At 40.3% G+C, this 14,578-nt stretch carries 18 protein-coding genes and 3 pseudogenes; 11 read left to right on the forward strand and 10 right to left on the reverse strand.

Features of this window, described 5'->3' with window-relative positions; translation table 11 throughout:
- The first annotated feature begins 208 nt into the window (after window positions 1-208).
- The 5 genes from KUH03_RS27405 to KUH03_RS27425 all read left to right on the forward strand — a co-directional run bounded on the left by KUH03_RS27405 (window position 209) and on the right by KUH03_RS27425 (window position 4,362).
- The gene (locus KUH03_RS27405) at window positions 209-889 is read left to right on the forward strand and encodes a hypothetical protein (protein ID WP_257087639.1); all 681 of its coding nucleotides are present in this window, start codon (window positions 209-211) and stop codon (window positions 887-889) included.
- Window positions 890-2,441: 1,552 nt separating this feature from the next.
- On the forward strand, window positions 2,442-2,864 hold the full coding sequence (locus KUH03_RS27410; protein ID WP_257087640.1) for a hypothetical protein: 423 nt from the start codon (window positions 2,442-2,444) through the stop codon (window positions 2,862-2,864).
- A 187-nt stretch (window positions 2,865-3,051) separates the two neighbouring features.
- Complete coding sequence (locus tag KUH03_RS27415; RefSeq protein WP_257087641.1) at window positions 3,052-3,252, forward strand: hypothetical protein; 201 nt, start codon at window positions 3,052-3,054, stop codon at window positions 3,250-3,252.
- A gap of 17 nt (window positions 3,253-3,269) precedes the next feature.
- The gene (locus KUH03_RS27420) at window positions 3,270-3,698 is read left to right on the forward strand and encodes a hypothetical protein (protein WP_257087642.1); all 429 of its coding nucleotides are present in this window, start codon (window positions 3,270-3,272) and stop codon (window positions 3,696-3,698) included.
- On the forward strand, window positions 3,676-4,362 hold the full coding sequence (locus KUH03_RS27425; protein WP_257087643.1) for a hypothetical protein: 687 nt from the start codon (window positions 3,676-3,678) through the stop codon (window positions 4,360-4,362). The genes KUH03_RS27420 and KUH03_RS27425 overlap by 23 nt, the downstream gene beginning before the upstream one ends.
- A 91-nt stretch (window positions 4,363-4,453) precedes the next feature.
- Here KUH03_RS27425 and KUH03_RS27430 read toward each other — a convergent pair whose 3' ends face one another.
- Window positions 4,454-4,636 carry a hypothetical protein gene (locus tag KUH03_RS27430; protein ID WP_147420488.1) on the reverse strand — a complete coding sequence of 61 codons (183 nt, stop codon included), beginning with the start codon at window positions 4,634-4,636 and terminating at the stop codon, window positions 4,454-4,456.
- A gap of 260 nt (window positions 4,637-4,896) precedes the next feature.
- On the opposite strand from KUH03_RS27430, the gene KUH03_RS27435 reads away from it, so the two are divergent.
- Window positions 4,897-5,784 carry a sugar phosphate isomerase/epimerase gene (locus tag KUH03_RS27435; RefSeq protein ID WP_257087644.1) on the forward strand — a complete coding sequence of 296 codons (888 nt, stop codon included), beginning with the start codon at window positions 4,897-4,899 and terminating at the stop codon, window positions 5,782-5,784.
- A gap of 119 nt (window positions 5,785-5,903) precedes the next feature.
- Complete coding sequence (locus tag KUH03_RS27440) at window positions 5,904-6,722, forward strand: universal stress protein (RefSeq protein WP_257087645.1); 819 nt, start codon at window positions 5,904-5,906, stop codon at window positions 6,720-6,722.
- A 113-nt stretch (window positions 6,723-6,835) separates the two neighbouring features.
- Here the strand turns inward: KUH03_RS27440 and KUH03_RS27445 are convergent, their stop codons facing one another.
- The 4 genes and pseudogenes from KUH03_RS27445 to KUH03_RS27460 form a co-directional block, all read right to left on the reverse strand.
- Window positions 6,836-7,324, reverse strand: coding sequence for a hypothetical protein (locus KUH03_RS27445; protein ID WP_257087646.1), 489 nt, complete (start codon window positions 7,322-7,324; stop codon window positions 6,836-6,838).
- A 110-nt stretch (window positions 7,325-7,434) separates the two neighbouring features.
- Window positions 7,435-7,998: pseudogene (locus tag KUH03_RS27450) on the reverse strand (FAD-dependent oxidoreductase); the annotation flags it as partial.
- Between the two features lie 331 nt (window positions 7,999-8,329).
- A complete protein-coding gene (locus tag KUH03_RS27455) occupies window positions 8,330-8,767 on the reverse strand; it encodes a hypothetical protein (RefSeq protein ID WP_257087647.1) in 438 nt (145 codons plus the stop codon).
- Window positions 8,768-8,838: 71 nt separating this feature from the next.
- Window positions 8,839-9,339: a GNAT family N-acetyltransferase gene (locus tag KUH03_RS27460; protein WP_257087648.1), complete on the reverse strand. Its 501-nt coding sequence runs from the start codon at window positions 9,337-9,339 to the stop codon at window positions 8,839-8,841.
- A 487-nt stretch (window positions 9,340-9,826) separates the two neighbouring features.
- Between KUH03_RS27460 and KUH03_RS27465 the strand changes: the two genes are divergently transcribed.
- From KUH03_RS27465 to KUH03_RS27480, 4 genes are all read left to right on the forward strand, one after another.
- On the forward strand, window positions 9,827-11,056 hold the full coding sequence (locus KUH03_RS27465) for a DUF5009 domain-containing protein (RefSeq protein WP_257087649.1): 1,230 nt from the start codon (window positions 9,827-9,829) through the stop codon (window positions 11,054-11,056).
- Between the two features lie 216 nt (window positions 11,057-11,272).
- On the forward strand, window positions 11,273-11,752 hold the full coding sequence (locus KUH03_RS27470) for a glycosyl hydrolase family 18 protein (RefSeq protein ID WP_257087650.1): 480 nt from the start codon (window positions 11,273-11,275) through the stop codon (window positions 11,750-11,752).
- A gap of 14 nt (window positions 11,753-11,766) precedes the next feature.
- Window positions 11,767-12,051, forward strand: coding sequence for a glycosyl hydrolase family 18 protein (locus tag KUH03_RS27475; protein ID WP_257097375.1), 285 nt, complete (start codon window positions 11,767-11,769; stop codon window positions 12,049-12,051).
- Window positions 12,042-12,194 (forward strand): hypothetical protein, encoded by a 153-nt coding sequence (locus KUH03_RS27480; RefSeq protein WP_257087651.1) that lies wholly within the window; start codon window positions 12,042-12,044, stop codon window positions 12,192-12,194. Before KUH03_RS27475 ends, KUH03_RS27480 begins: the two co-directional genes overlap by 10 nt.
- A 198-nt stretch (window positions 12,195-12,392) precedes the next feature.
- On the opposite strand, the gene KUH03_RS27485 is transcribed toward KUH03_RS27480, so the two are convergent.
- The 5 genes and pseudogenes from KUH03_RS27485 to KUH03_RS27505 all read right to left on the reverse strand — a co-directional run bounded on the left by KUH03_RS27485 (window position 12,393) and on the right by KUH03_RS27505 (window position 14,557).
- Window positions 12,393-12,890 (reverse strand): Gfo/Idh/MocA family oxidoreductase, encoded by a 498-nt coding sequence (locus KUH03_RS27485; RefSeq protein ID WP_257087652.1) that lies wholly within the window; start codon window positions 12,888-12,890, stop codon window positions 12,393-12,395.
- Between the two features lie 8 nt (window positions 12,891-12,898).
- Window positions 12,899-13,051, reverse strand: coding sequence for a hypothetical protein (locus KUH03_RS27490; protein WP_257098064.1), 153 nt, complete (start codon window positions 13,049-13,051; stop codon window positions 12,899-12,901).
- 140 nt (window positions 13,052-13,191) lie between these two features.
- Window positions 13,192-13,242, reverse strand: a pseudogene (locus KUH03_RS27495) (hypothetical protein); the annotation flags it as partial.
- Between the two features lie 34 nt (window positions 13,243-13,276).
- Entirely contained in the window at window positions 13,277-13,480 is a 204-nt protein-coding gene (locus KUH03_RS27500; protein WP_257087653.1) for a hypothetical protein, read from the reverse strand.
- Between the two features lie 20 nt (window positions 13,481-13,500).
- Window positions 13,501-14,557, reverse strand: a pseudogene (locus tag KUH03_RS27505) (sugar phosphate isomerase/epimerase family protein).
- Between the last annotated feature and the right edge of the window lie 21 nt (window positions 14,558-14,578).

A 14,578-nucleotide genomic window follows, 5' to 3' on the forward strand; every position in this document is an offset into this window, starting at 1 on the left:
ATAAATAGGGGCTGTCGAATATAAAAATGGGGTTTATTGATACTAGGAAAAGAACTAGATTTAAAACAGATTTATGCTTTGAATACAAAAAATAAGAAATATTGATGAGTTGATATACGATTTAATAAACTATCCAATAGAAGAAAGAATGAAAAATATATGCCTATTGCTGTTCCTGGTTTTTATTGTACAGTCCTGTGAAAACAGCGTGCAAAAAATAACCGCGAACGGAGCGCAAAAAACGCTGGAAGCCGGAAACAGACAAGTTCAAAAGGATAGCGGTAATGTAAAAATAGAAACGGATGAAGAAAGAATAAAGGATGAGGAAATCGCAGGCAGCTTATCATCGAAGTTTGATGATGATACTATTCCTGATCATTTCAAAATCGTAAAAAATGAAGATGAAATCGTACAATCTTTTCTTTTAGCTAATTTATCCGCGATAAAAAGAGAAGTCAATATAAATATTCTGAATAATAGTGTTTTATATAATAGGAAGGGTGTCGATTATTGGACGTTTTTTAAATTCATAAACAATAAGATTCTTGAAATAAGAGTTGAATATCCGGATCAGAAGTCCGTCCCGAATATATCCGGAGAGAGGAAAGATTTGGTTGAAAGAATAAAATATCGATTTAATGTCGAAAACCGCAGGATTCAAATCATAGGCTATGATCTGAGTTATCGGAAAGACGCCTTCTTTATTACAAAATCTATCAATTTCATTACCGGAAAATATATCGTTATCCGGAAAGAAAAAGGGTACAAAGATGTTGTTACTGATGGCTGGTCTGCAGAATTTGAAAATACGATCTATAGCGAAGACTGGAATTTGCCATTTTTGCGGGATAAGATCTTTTGGGTAGGGAACGACATGGAACCGAGTTAAAACCAATTTATTGAATAGTAATAGGTCTCAATTTTATAGGTTCTGAAAACTATTCTCTTGTATTTTCAAAACTTGATTGGCGGTAATTTGGCTGTCTGGGATCTGTTTTTGGATAGGATCTAGACCTATTTGTATCATATTATAAATATTTATGATAATATATTTGCGCAAAAAATGTATTTAATTTAATAAATATATTTGTGTATATAATTTAAAAAATTATATTTGTATTAACGATAGCCGATAACTAAATATGAATAACAGCGATGTTCCATTAAATAGGGACAATTGTTGTTGAGTGATTAAAATCTAATAAATGAGAAAACTAAAGCATAAAAATATCGTAAAGTCTCCAGAATAAAATTGAATTCGATTTTATAGACCTATAGCTTGTATCCTATATTGATAAATTCTATTATTGACTTGTAACTGCCGCTCAGAGCATAGGATGAATAAAAAAAGTAAATTATTTGAAAGATTGAAATGGACTCTGTTTTTGAGTTTGTTTATATTTTATTTTGCGCAAAAATAATGTATTATTTTACGGTATGGGTTTGTGTAAATAATGTGAACGTTCTTTGACTTATTGGTATTGAAATAAGGAGGATTAAAAATATAGACTGATCAGATTCTTGATGATCGGTTCGATTATGAGATGAGGCTTCTTGTTAAGCCGTAGGGTGAGCGCAAAAGGCGACTCACTAAATACCCTTTTTAATAAAGATATTATGTATCCTAACAACTGGATTATTTGTAGTTTGGTTTATATAGTGAGATAGGGTTTGGTAGATTGTTAAGTGCTATGAAATGTAGGGTATCTACAACCGTGTAGCTTTGGCGATGCCATTTCGAAAGTTGTTAGATGCTATGAATTTGGGGTATCTGCAACCAATTAGCTCTCTACAATAACTTTGAACTTGTTGTTAGTTGCTATGAAATGTAAGGTATCTACAACGCCTTGATTAACGATGTATCTCTACTTATAGTTCATTTACAATCACCCAGAGCCGAGTGGCTAAATATCATAGTTGTAAAAGACGATAAAATTAGGGTGTAAACGACTAAAGGCACTTTTTCGTTTCTTTTGATCTGGTTGTTAAAGTTAATAAGTCTACTACGATTTGACCTGATGTATAACAACGATATTTTCCAAAATCAATGATAAAATTATATTGAGGCATCTTGTTATGCCGTAGGGGTGAACTAAGTATGACTCACTAAATATCCTTATTTAAAAAAGATATTATGTATCCTAACAACTGATTTTTTGAATAGAAGCTGATTTATATCTTGTTTTACAGAGAGATAGGGTTGGGTAGGTTGTTGGAAGCTATGAAATGTAGGGTATGAATAACGAGCTTAGAAGTTCGTCTGGCCCCTTCGTTATATCGAAGCAGAAATAAAAGACATTTTCTTCGCAATCTTCCCATTCTCAATACCAATAAGCTTTTACCATACCATGCGATAAACTTACCTCGCTCCAGTCCCCACAAAATCCGCCAGAATTACTGGGGCGTTGGTAAGTGATTTTTACTAACTATATAAACTAATTATGAAACTTCTTGTACGTAATGAGGACGCAAAAAATGCGCTCCAATGCCTTCATAATGGCAATGAAAATGGGCTGAAATTCTTCTATCAAAGATTCTACGACTACTTCCGCTTTCGTGCCCACCGTGCAACAGATGACGAATGTACCGGAGAAAGTATTGCTCAGGAAGCCTTTCTCAGACTCTGGCTATTCCGTGAAAATGTGAATTCCGAAACCGAACTGTTCGAATTCCTAAAATCTCAGGTTAAATCCGCCATAAACGCCTTCTTCCAAAAATCACGCAATAGGTTCCACCGTAGCCTCCTTCGATTGGATGGTATCGAAGATTATCAGGAGTTTCTGCTGGGCTATGAACTCGAAGAGGAGCCCGAAGTGGATATCCTCTACCTCGAACAACTGGAACTGGAGAAAAAGAGCAACTAAAACAGCTCAACCAAATCCTGCCCAACCTCAACAACGATCAACAGCTCTTCATTCGACTCTGTCTTAAATATAGTTTTAACTATGAACGTATCGCTTACCACATGGGGGAATATCGGATTATGAAGTCAGCCTCCGTGTAGAGAAAACCATAGAACTCCTTCGCTCCATCTTTAATAACCAAGAGAAAATGCAGTTGATAGCCAAACCCGCTGAATTTAAATTAAACAACGAAATGACAGCCGAAGAAGCGGAGATATTCCGCATGCGTTACGAACTGCAGTATTCATTTGATCAGATTTCCGAAGCGCTGCAATTGGATGGTGGACAGGTGCGGAAATTATTTATCAATGCACATGCAAAAATTAAGGTTCCAAAGAAAACAGCATAACCAAATAAACAAAAGATATGGCTACCGATACAATGGTATTGACCCGCAAAATTCAGGTATTCGTGGACTGCGATGACAAGGAAAAACGATCTGAATATTTTAAACAACTCTTTGAATGGCAGGATGTCGTTTTCCGTGGTGCCAATATGGTCATCTCGCATCAATATGTGCAGGAAAATCTGAAAGATCTGATTTACCTGAAAGAGGATGTCAAATTGAAATTGGCAGATCATGCCAAAGATGAGGCGGGGATACTCAATACTTCCCGCATGAATACCACCTATCGCCTGCTATCCGCTTACTTCAAAGGACGGATTCCAACGGATATCTTGTCGCATATAAATACGGCCTTAATAAAATATTTTCAGGCAGATCGCCTGGCTTATTGGAAGGGGAGAAGTCTCTCCGTAACTATAAAAAGATATGCCGATCCCTTTTTCTGGTAAACAGGTTAATTTCAGCAAAGATGAGAATAATAGAGATTTTAGATTCACACTATTCAAAATACCATTTCGGACCTACCTCGGCAAAGACCGATCGGACAAAAGGGTGCTACTGCAACGGGCACTGGTGGGCCAGATTAAAGTCTGTAGCAGCGCAATTAATATTGTCAAAGGCAAAATATTCCTGCTGCTGGCGCTCGAACTTCCAAAGAAAATCCAAGAACTGAAAGAACATGTAATTGCAGAAGCTTCACTGGCAATTGAACACCCCATCTCGGTTATCGTAGGTAAAGAGTCCTTTCAGATCGGTAACAAAGAGGAGTTCCTCTACCGACGGATGGCTATTCAGGCCGCCCGCCATAGATTGCAAAAGGCCTCAGCTTTCAATAAAGGTGGACGCGGAAGAAAACGGAAAATGAAAAGCCTGGAACATTATAACGATAAAGAGAAAAATTATGTGGACAGTAAACTCCACTTATATAGCCGGCGATTGATTGAACTATGTGTCAAAACGCAAGCCGGAACACTTTTATTAGTCAATCAATCGAATAAAGAGGAACTGGCCAAAGATGATGAATTTTTATTGCGCAACTGGAGCTATTATGGCCTCATCGAAAAGATTAAATACAAAGCTAAAATGGTGGGAATTAACGTTATTGTTGAATAATTGTTTCAGTTTTATCAGACTCCGGGCTGATAAAACTGAAATATTCTGATTGGATAGCTCTTTATTTCATGACCAATGGACTGCTCCATATTTAATGTGAACTCATAAAATAATAGATCAAATAAAATACAATCAGCACACAAACGGCAATAATTATCGTTCGTTTGATATTGCGACCAGCAGGTGCATCATCTTTTTCTTCAACGGCTATCGGAGGTAATTTTTCCTCCTGCTTCTCATTGCTATGTTCTGGGGTGTTGAATTGATTTTCCATCTTTTTAATTATTGTCTCTGCCAATAGAACAAGTTTGAGCTGCAAATCGTTTAAAATGTTCGATTTTTGAGTTGAAAGAAGCCTGCTGCTAACCTTCAAAAACCTGAGGATGTGAATAAATAAAAAACCAAAACGTTGTGTTTTTTAATGGATTTGCATACATTGCAGCTGCACTTAACACGAATAAACCTAAACAACCCGTAAACTGATGTTTACAATAGTCTTTCGTGTTGGATAGGTCTATAGAATAAATAAAACTCATGAAAAGAAGAACACTCATCGGATCTTTAATGGCTGGCTGTATGCTATTGGCCATCAATCCGACTTTTGCGCAACAAAAAGCCGCAAAAAAAGAAATTGGTCTACAGTTATACTCTGTACGTGAAGAAATCAGCAAGAACCCGAATTTCGATCAAATTCTACAAAAGATCGCGGCGCTTGGTTATACTGGAGTGGAAGCTGCTGGTTATAAAGAGGGTAAACTGTACAACCTGAGCCCACAGGAATTTAAAGCCAAAGTGGAAAAAACAGGAATGAAGGTATTGTCTTCCCATGCGACAAAAACATTGTCTGCACAGGAACTTGCATCTGGAGATTTCTCCGAATCCCTAAAATGGTGGGACGAATGTATCGCTGCCCACAAAGCTGCCGGTATGAAATACATTGTAACACCTTGGATGGATGTGCCTAAGACGCTCAAAGATCTTGAAACGCAATGCCGCTATTTGGATGCTGTGGGTGCAAAATGCCGCCAACAGGGAATATTGTATGGATACCACAACCATGCACACGAATTTAAAAAGGTAGAGGATAAAGTGATGTTCGATTACATGTTGGAGCATACCAATCCTGAAAATGTGTTTTTTGAAATGGATGTTTACTGGGCAGTAATCGGAGATGTAAGCCCTGTGGATTATTTCAACAAGTACGCAGGCAGATTTAAAGCTTTACATATCAAAGACCACCGTGAAATCGGTCAAAGTGGAATGGTTGGATTTGATGCGATCTTTAACAATGCTAAAACAGGTGGACTGAAATATCTGTTCGTTGAACTGGAAGATACACGCAATGATATTTACACAGGCCTTGAGCAAAGTATCGACTACCTGAAAAAGGCTTCTTTTGTAAAAGATAGCTATTCAAAATAGCTGGAAAATCGGGAGAAAATTGACGATGCTGAGACAATTGTCCGGTTGATAGATTTATTATTTTTCGGTAACTTGATCGTATTAATAAGGAATTGTTTAATCGTATTAAATCGGATCATATGAAACGGATTATTGTTGCTACAGACTATGCTGAAGAGGCAGAACATGCCTTGAATTTTATACTGGAAGTTTTTGCAGGTAAAGAATATGAGATTGTCTTATTTTCTCTCCAGAACCCTTCCATCCATGCGATGAATGCACGTCTTTCTCCCGATTCTATGTTCAAAATTTTTGAACATCAAAACAAGATTTTAAAACATAAAGCGGAGGCTATTACCCAGAAGAGTGGGGTGCCCGCCGTCCCTTATCTGGCTACTGGTTTGTTCTATGATCAGATTACAAAATGTATTCAGGAAACCGGTGCCGATCTACTGGTCATGGGAATGGCCAAACGGTCGTTTGACCAGGACATGTTGGGCAATACAACGACCGCAGCCATCAGTAGGCTAAAAATTCCTATTCTCTCTGTACCCTTGGGAGCACAATTCACCGGACTAAAACATATTCTCTTTGCCTGCGACATCGTTCGTGGTGTCCAAAAAGAGATCCTAGAAAAAGTTAAAGATTTTGCAACTGACTTTAATGCTGTCCTAGAGGTGCTCAATATCCGTAAAACCGTCGAACAACTAAACGAGGAAAAAGGTAGTGCTACCCGCGAAGCCATCAACGATGTGATGGGGATCGTCAGCTATTACTATAAAAATGTAACTTCAAATGAAGTGGTGAAAGCTATTCGTGATGAGGTCAAAGAAAGCCATACGGACCTATTGGTCATGATTCCTTATAAATATGGTTTCTGGAGCTCGTTGACACATCGCAGCAAAACACGGATGATGGCCTCTGGCCTCGATGTTCCATTGCTGACAATATCAATATAGCTCAATACCCGGCGGTTATTTATAGTGCCTATAAAATTTGTTGTTGAAGAGTTCCGACGGGTCGTATTTTGTTTTGGTCCTGAAAAAACTGTCTGCTTGTGGATAGACTTTCCTCATTTTGTCTTTTGTGATGTGTAAACGATAAGGAAGATAATAGGTTCCTTCATTTTTAATGGTTGCATCAACCAAAAGATCTGTGAGTGTCTGCATCTCGGCTTCTTGCTGTGCTGTTTTTTCTGATTAAACAGCAGTACGAAACCGAAAACATCTTCCTGTGCATAATTTAGGTAAGCATCATCGTCCCGATTGACCGCACGGATCGTAATATTTAGTAGATCTAGCTTTGATTTTAATAAAATAGGTTTTATATCCTGAATGAATTTCATGAAATTTCGTTCAGGAATAAAATATTCGTGGAGCAGATCTGTCGATGCGGTATCTTTATTTTCAATCAAAGAGACTTGGCTATCCATGATCTCATTTCTGGTGAAGGTAAGATGCCTTGCCGGAATAGCGGAGGATGTCTCAAGGTCCCAGCGGAGCCGCTTTCCATATTCGTTATTGACGCTGCCCCGAAATATGAGTCTCTTGGTTTCTTCCATTTTCTTGCTCTGTTGAGCCAGCTGTATCGGTTGTTCTGCCGTCTGCTCAAAATAGTTGAGCGTAGCCTCCGCTAGAAAATTCTTGTTAGAGACGCGTAACCGACCAAAAACTAGATCGACCTTCGGATTGTCAAGAATATATTTTTATAGTATTTCGTGTAATTTTCGGGTGCTAAATTGATGTAATGAAATTTTAGAGATTGATTATTGACGACTTTAAGTTTCACGTCGAGTATAATACCAAATAAGCCATATCCACCAATCACATGATGGAAAAGTTCGCTATTTTCTTTCCTACTGCAAAGGAGCACCTGACCTTTGGCATTCATTAATGTAAAGGAAAGTACACTGGATGCTAAAGGTGGCGAATTTTTTTGCCATCCATGTCCATTTACACTGAGCGAGCCTCCAATAGAAAAAGAACTAAATGCTTGCATCACCGCAATTGATTTGCCATAATGATCTAAATAGTGAATAGCATCTGACCAAAGTGCTCCCGAACCGACTGTCAGTACATTGTTTACCGTATCCAGCTCCATGTGGTTGTATGGGAGCATATTGAGTACAACTCCATCGGGATACATCGTATGACCACCCATACTGTGACGCGCCCCTGCGACGGAGATTTTAAGCCCTTGGCATTTGCATACTGCAGAATTTGCCGCAATTGATTTTCGATTGCTGACCTGTCTTTTGGAATGGCAATGATGGTGTCGACTTTGGTTGGGTTTAAGGTACTGGCATCATCCACATAATGAGGCGGAAGTCCTGTGGATGTCTGTTTCGCCCCATTTTGTTCTAAGAATATGGAAAATTGGAAATGCAATAATGCCAAGAACAATAACTATAATAACGAATGAAAAAGTTTGTTTTTTTAGTTACACGCATTGGCTTTGATCAATTAGATATCGCGCAATATTGCAAAAATATTTCACCACCAAAATAATACAAATTTATTGTCTTTTAGTTCTATTTTTATTCTAGGTGCATGCAATACATGCTTTATTACAGCTGTGGCAAAATTTTATCCCAGATCTGCTGATAGATTTTATCATCCTGGACAAGGCCCTTGTCATCGTAGTAATAATTTCCGGAATTACCGCTTCCGGCTTGAAGGCGTTCGAACAGAAAGATATTGAGAATGATTTTGGACCTTCGATCTGGAAGCGGGACGACTAGAAAATTGAAGATTCTTTTATCACCATCACGACCAAATATTGATTTGCTTTTAAGCGATACACTGGTTTGAATAAAACCTGAAGAACGGTCTAATTGAGCAATATAGTAGCCACTTTCTTGAAGTGCTTGTACGACTTTTGTATAGGTGGAATCTGCGGAAATTGTGATGGTCTTTATCCGTTCTGGATCTTGTGCAGTGGCAATATTGATCCAAAACAACATAGAAAGGGTGAATATTAACATTAATTGTAGTCGTTGAGTCATAATTGTAAATTAAGAGTGTAAAATAATTACTTAAAGCTAATGACTTTTTCCTTGGAAGCCAGTTGTGTTACTTAACTTAGCCTTTTTCCCAATATCTTTAAACTTCGTTCTACCCCATCTAGCGTAGCAATATTGGGCAGGTTGGCCCATTCCTGGAATCCCATTTTTTCAAATAAGGTGATGCTAGGTACATTATGCGCAAAGATGAAACCCAATAAGGTATGTACACCAAGGCTGGGGGCTTTGTCTATGCAGTATTGGAGAATTTGCTTGCCCAGTCCCCGGCCTCGCTGTTGTTCATCCAGGTAGATGCTGATCTCTACTGTGGCATCGTATGCTGGGCGACCATAAAAAGACTGGAAGCTGACCCAGCCGAGGATATTATTTTGTTCCTCTACCAACCATAATGGTCTCGTTGACGGGCTGTGTTCATCAAACCATTTCTGTCTGCTTTCTACGGTTACAGGACTGGTGTCTGCTGTGACCATTCTCGAAGCAATGGTGGTATTGTATATGGCTACGATACGAGGTAAATCTTCTTGTCTGGCGTCACGAAATACTAACTGGCTCATGTTATATGTTGTTTTAGAACTAACGTCAAAAATATTAGTTTTACACTATAGTTGATGCTTTTTGATCAATTTTTTCCTCTGTTTATTTGGTTGCAGCTTTTTGTGATGAGGTGATTGTTTTTATATAACAGCATATATTTAACACCGGATTCCACGCCATTTCTTATCCGCTGGTAAAAAGAGGCTACACGAAACGTAACGTGGGCAATGCGCTTTTCAAAATGTTGTGAGATGAAGGCATAATTCCAGGAAACTTGTATGATAAAAGCAAAAATTACACTAATTTGAACAATTATTTCTCTTGAATATGATATAATATGCTCATCTTAGGGTAAGCAAATAGTTGTTCTGTTTGCTAAAAATTATAAACCTGAATGCGAACGGAATCGCGTAGGCGTATTTTAAGCGACCGAGTCCTGCATTTTACAATTCCTTAAAGTAGCTGAGTCGTCTGTGGCAGAATTGGGTAAACGGGACGTTTTGGGCTATGACAGCTGATTTGCTTTGGATTTATCGTATCATTATGGATCAACAACAACCTAAACAATTAATTCGAATTCGCTCAATGGATGTCATGCGGGGTATGACTCTATTTCTCATGTTATTTGTCAACGATTTATTTGCGCCCGGTGTCCCAGAATGGCTGCTGCATACCAAAGCGGATGTCGACGGTATGGGGCTGGCAGATTGGGTTTTTCCGGGATTTCTTTTTATGGTGGGCATGGCTGTACCATATGCTGTCGCTGCCCGGGAGAAGCTGGGAGAATCTCCTCGTCTGATTTTTGCGCATATTGTCACCCGTACCGCGAGTTTAATCCTGATTGGTGTCTTGATTCTGAACGGTGGACGTGTGGATGCTTCATTGACGGGTATGTCTGGTTTTTGGTGGCTAGGATTGTTGTATCTCTGCGTATTTCTGATCTGGAATAGGTATCCTACTACTGCCGGCAGTCAGACCTTATTTAAAGGGATGCGCCTGGTCGGGGTATTGGGGATCTGTTATTTGGTTTACTGTTTTAAAGCTGCAGAGGGTAAAGGCTTGGAGATCGGTTGGTGGGGAATCTTGGGCTTAATCGGCTGGGGTTATTTTGCTGCTGCTACTACTTTTGTGTTAAGTCGGGGAAGGCTCTCCATTGTAGTATGCTTTTGGCTGCTGTTTCTTGTCCTAAATATTCTGTCTCAAACAGCATTCAAATTGCATATTCCGATCATCGGGAACTACCTGAATGTGCTGTTATCGGGTAATGTACCTTGCATTGTATTGGCCGGAACAATCATTGGCATCTTGATAAAACGGTATGCTGCTACACCTAAGCTACTTTTACGTTGGATGCTGATTATTGGAATACTTTGGTTACTGGGTGGGTTTGCGCTGCGCCCCTGGTTTATATTATCCAAAATTCACGGTACGCCAAGCTGGGCATTGCTCTGTTGTGGCATCAGCCTGCTCTTACTGCTTGTTATCTACTATGTAATAGATATCCGGAAATACCATAAAGGAATATTCGTTTTCGAGGAAGCCGGAAAGAATTCTTTGACAACCTATCTTGCGCCAGATTTAATTTATTTCATCTGTTGGGGATTGCAGATTCCTTTGTTTTTCTATAAGCAATCGGATAACATGCTTCTTGCTGTTGGTGGTTCGCTGCTATGGGCTTTCGCCATGTTGTGGTATGCTATTTTACTGAAAAAGATAAATATCTATTTAAAACTTTAATAGAAGACGGATCGTTGTCCGCTTATTCTTTTGTTAAATGGATAGCGGAATTTGGCTCAATATCGGTGCTATTTATATTGAATATTATGATGTGTATGAAATCTAAAAATGTTATAAACCCCTCAAGTTAATAACCCTTAGCTTTACAGCAATAGCCTTATTGTTAATGACGCTTAGTCCACAAGGGAGTTGTGCACATGGGAAAAATAAAAAGTGGTGATTGCCTACGTTACATCCTGGTCAACAGTGATGCCGGATCCGACTTACCTGACCCATATCAATTATGCATTTGGGCATGTCAATGACAGTTTTGACGGAGTGCGTATCGACAATGAAGCCAGATTAAAAAGTATTATAGCGCTGAAGAAAAAGCATCCACACTTGAAAGTATTGTTATCCATTGGTGGCTGGGGAAGTGGTCGCTTTAGTGAGATGGCTGCTGATGCCGTTAATCGGGGGAAATTTGCCAAGGATTGTGAACGGCTTGTAAAAGAGTTTAAACTCGACGGCATTGATATTGATTGGGAATATCCAACGAATTCTTCCGCCGGTATTTCTGCGACGAAATCAGATACCGAGAATTTTACCTTATTGATGCGGGATATCCGGAAGGCTATCGGTAAGAAAAAACTATTGACACTCGCTTCGGTATCAAGTGGTCAATATATTGCTTTTGATCGGATAAAAACGATGTAGATTTTGTGAACATCATGACTTACGACTCAGGGAATCCACCGTATCATCATGCGAGCTTGCATCGTTCTCCCTTATCGGGGCGCACGACCTGCGCTGAAGCCGTCAAGGCACATATTGCCGCTGGAATGCCTGCCGAAAAATTGGTGCTTGGTATTCCGTTTTACGGACGGGGAAATAAAACGGATATCAAGGGGTTTATAGACTATAAGGATCTCCTGAATTTACAGGGCTTTGAACAGAAATGGGATGATGAAGCGAAGGCCCACTATCTGGTCAATGCACAGGAGAATTGGTACTGACTTTTGAAACTCCAGAATCCATTGCCTTGAAATGTGATTATGTGCATGGACAGGGCTTACTGGGGGCGATGTATTGGGAATATGCCGGTGATACCGAAGGCGGGGTGTTACGGGATGCGGTGTACAAGGGGATTATACGTTGACATAGGGCATTCCAATATTAAAGCCTTTCAAAAGAACCTGGAAAACCGAAATTACTGACCTGTTGCAAGACTCCTTACTTGATGACGCAGTAATTTCGGTATTGAATCGACTTTCATGTCGATGTCCCTATGGACTTGATCATAGGGGAGTCCATTTTTGACTGGACTGTCCAGAAGCTATTACCGTTTCGATAAATTTCATGCCCCTTGTTCCATCTGCGACGGTAGGGAAATCCAGCATGGCCTCCGAGGACGGGTGCCGTTTATTTTTGCAAGAATTGTAGCTGAAAAATTCCGATAGATATTGGCAAATGCTTCGATGTAACCTTCCGGATGTCCAGCGGGTAAGCGGCTGTTGTGCTGAGCTAGAGGACTGAGATATTGTTGTCCTGCACGAAACAGTTGTGCCGGTTCGTTAAGCGGTTTCAATAGGAGGCTATTGGGCTCTTGCTGGTTCCATTCCAAACCGGCTTTTTCTCCATATATCCTTATTTTTAAAGCATTCTCTTCGCCTGCCGCTACCTGTGAGGCAGAGAGTACGCCGGTTGCATCATTTTCAAATCCCAGCAGGACATTACCGTCATCTTCCAGTCGTCTTCCTGCTACGACTGTACGAAGATCAGCACAGACCTTGGTTATTTTTAAATCGGAAATATATTCAGCGAGATGAGCGGCATGTGTTCCGATATCTCCCATACAGCTGCTTAGTCCCCTTTTTCAGGGTCTGTTCGCCAGGCGGCAAGCGGGGATTCGTTTTCGATCAATGTGCTGAGCCAGCCCTGTGGATATTCGACCATGATTTTACGGATAGTTCCAAGCTTGCCTTCGCGGACCAACTGACGTGCCTGTTTGACCATCGGATAGGCCGAATAGGTATAGGTGACGCAAAGTAGTAATCCCGATTCATTGACTTTCTGCTGTAATAATTGGGCTTCCTGCAGGAGAAGGTCATGGGTTTTTCCAGGAGCACATGAAATCCATGTTCAAGAGCAAGCATGGCGGGTTCAAAATGGGCAACATTGGGGGTGACAATACTTACAAAATGCATCCGTTCGTCAGGGGCAACTGACTTTCGCGCAGGATCATTTCCTAAAATTTGTATAGATTCGATCCGTCGGGAGCGAAAGCAGCTCTCCGGACTCCTGCGCTTTAACGGGGTCAGAACTTAATGCGCCGCAGCATAGTTCGACCTGTCCATCTATCCCTGCAGCCATACGGTGCACAGCGCCAATAAAAGCATTCTTGCCACCGCCTATCATGCCCATCCTGATTTTTCTGATTTCCATAGTAACTGTATTTTAGGCTATTATTCTGATAAACCGATCAATTTTCTATTCAAGTCATCATCGCTACCAGCAGCAGCAAAATTGTCGAATGCGCGATCGCCTACCCGGATAATGTACTCTTTGATATGCTGTGCACCCTCGCGAGCGCCGTCTTCTGAATTTTTAAATGCACATTCCCATTCCAGGACTGCCCAGCCCTGAAAATCATATTGTGTCAACTTGGTGAAAATTGCTTTGAAATTGACCTGTCCATCCCCAATAGAGCGAAAACGGCCAGCCCTTGCTTGCCAATCTTGATATCCACCATAAACACCTTGACGACCAGAAGGGTTGAATTCAGCATCTTTTACATGGAACATTTTAATCCGCTCGTGGTAGATGTCGATGAATTGCAGGTAGTCGAGGCATTGCAGGACAAAGTGCGATGGATCGTATAGAATATTTGCTCGTTTGTGGTAATTTACTTTTTCTAAAAACAGATCAAAGGTAACGCCGTCGTGCAGATCTTCACCCGGATGAAGCTCATAACAAAGATCGACATCGTACTGTTCACAGATATCCAATATGGGAAGCCATATTTTGGCGAGTTCAGTGAACCCTGTCTCGATCAGATTGGCGGGACGTTGCGGCCAGGGGTAAACATAAGGCCATAGAAATGCACCGCTAAAGGTTGCGAGGGCTTTCAAACCGAGATTATGGGAGGCTTTAATCGCATAATGGAGCTGCTGTACAGCCCATTGTTGTCTCTTTGGGATTATTATGCAGCTCTTGTGGCGCAAATGCATCGAATAATGGATCAAAAGACGGATGCACAGCGATCAGTTGCCCTTGGAGATGTGTTGATAGTTCGGTGATCTCCAGTCCATAGGATTGTACGGTAGACTGGAGCTGCAGTGTATAGTCTTTGTCTTCAGCAGCTCTTTGAAGATCTATTAAGCGCGCATCCCAAGTAGGTATCTGGATACCTTTGTAGCCGAGGGAAGCTGCCCATTGGCAAATACCTTCCAAGGTATTGTAGGGTGCATTGTCACCGGCAAATTGTGCCAAAAAAATTGCAGGTCCTTTAATTGTTGTCATAAATCTCTTTTTAGGTGAAAA

This window comes from Sphingobacterium sp. E70, from assembly GCF_019285695.1.
GTDB classification, from domain to species: Bacteria; Bacteroidota; Bacteroidia; order Sphingobacteriales; family Sphingobacteriaceae; genus Sphingobacterium; species Sphingobacterium detergens.

Coding starts and splice junctions, on each gene's coding strand:
- KUH03_RS27410 (WP_257087640.1), top strand. CDS start 2,442: ATGAAACTTCTTGTACGTAATGAGGACGCAAAAAATGCGCTCCAATGC.
- KUH03_RS27415 (WP_257087641.1), top strand. CDS start 3,052: ATGCAGTTGATAGCCAAACCCGCTGAATTTAAATTAAACAACGAAATG.
- KUH03_RS27420 (WP_257087642.1), top strand. CDS start 3,270: ATGGCTACCGATACAATGGTATTGACCCGCAAAATTCAGGTATTCGTG.
- KUH03_RS27425 (WP_257087643.1), top strand. CDS start 3,676: ATGCCGATCCCTTTTTCTGGTAAACAGGTTAATTTCAGCAAAGATGAG.
- KUH03_RS27430 (WP_147420488.1), bottom strand. CDS start 4,636: ATGGAAAATCAATTCAACACCCCAGAACATAGCAATGAGAAGCAGGAG.
- KUH03_RS27435 (WP_257087644.1), top strand. CDS start 4,897: ATGAAAAGAAGAACACTCATCGGATCTTTAATGGCTGGCTGTATGCTA.
- KUH03_RS27440 (WP_257087645.1), top strand. CDS start 5,904: ATGAAACGGATTATTGTTGCTACAGACTATGCTGAAGAGGCAGAACAT.
- KUH03_RS27445 (WP_257087646.1), bottom strand. CDS start 7,324: ATGGAAGAAACCAAGAGACTCATATTTCGGGGCAGCGTCAATAACGAA.
- KUH03_RS27455 (WP_257087647.1), bottom strand. CDS start 8,767: ATGACTCAACGACTACAATTAATGTTAATATTCACCCTTTCTATGTTG.
- KUH03_RS27460 (WP_257087648.1), bottom strand. CDS start 9,339: ATGAGCCAGTTAGTATTTCGTGACGCCAGACAAGAAGATTTACCTCGT.
- KUH03_RS27465 (WP_257087649.1), top strand. CDS start 9,827: ATGACAGCTGATTTGCTTTGGATTTATCGTATCATTATGGATCAACAA.
- KUH03_RS27475 (WP_257097375.1), top strand. CDS start 11,767: ATGACTTACGACTCAGGGAATCCACCGTATCATCATGCGAGCTTGCAT.
- KUH03_RS27485 (WP_257087652.1), bottom strand. CDS start 12,890: ATGGGAGATATCGGAACACATGCCGCTCATCTCGCTGAATATATTTCC.
- KUH03_RS27490 (WP_257098064.1), bottom strand. CDS start 13,051: ATGGTCAAACAGGCACGTCAGTTGGTCCGCGAAGGCAAGCTTGGAACT.
- KUH03_RS27500 (WP_257087653.1), bottom strand. CDS start 13,480: ATGGAAATCAGAAAAATCAGGATGGGCATGATAGGCGGTGGCAAGAAT.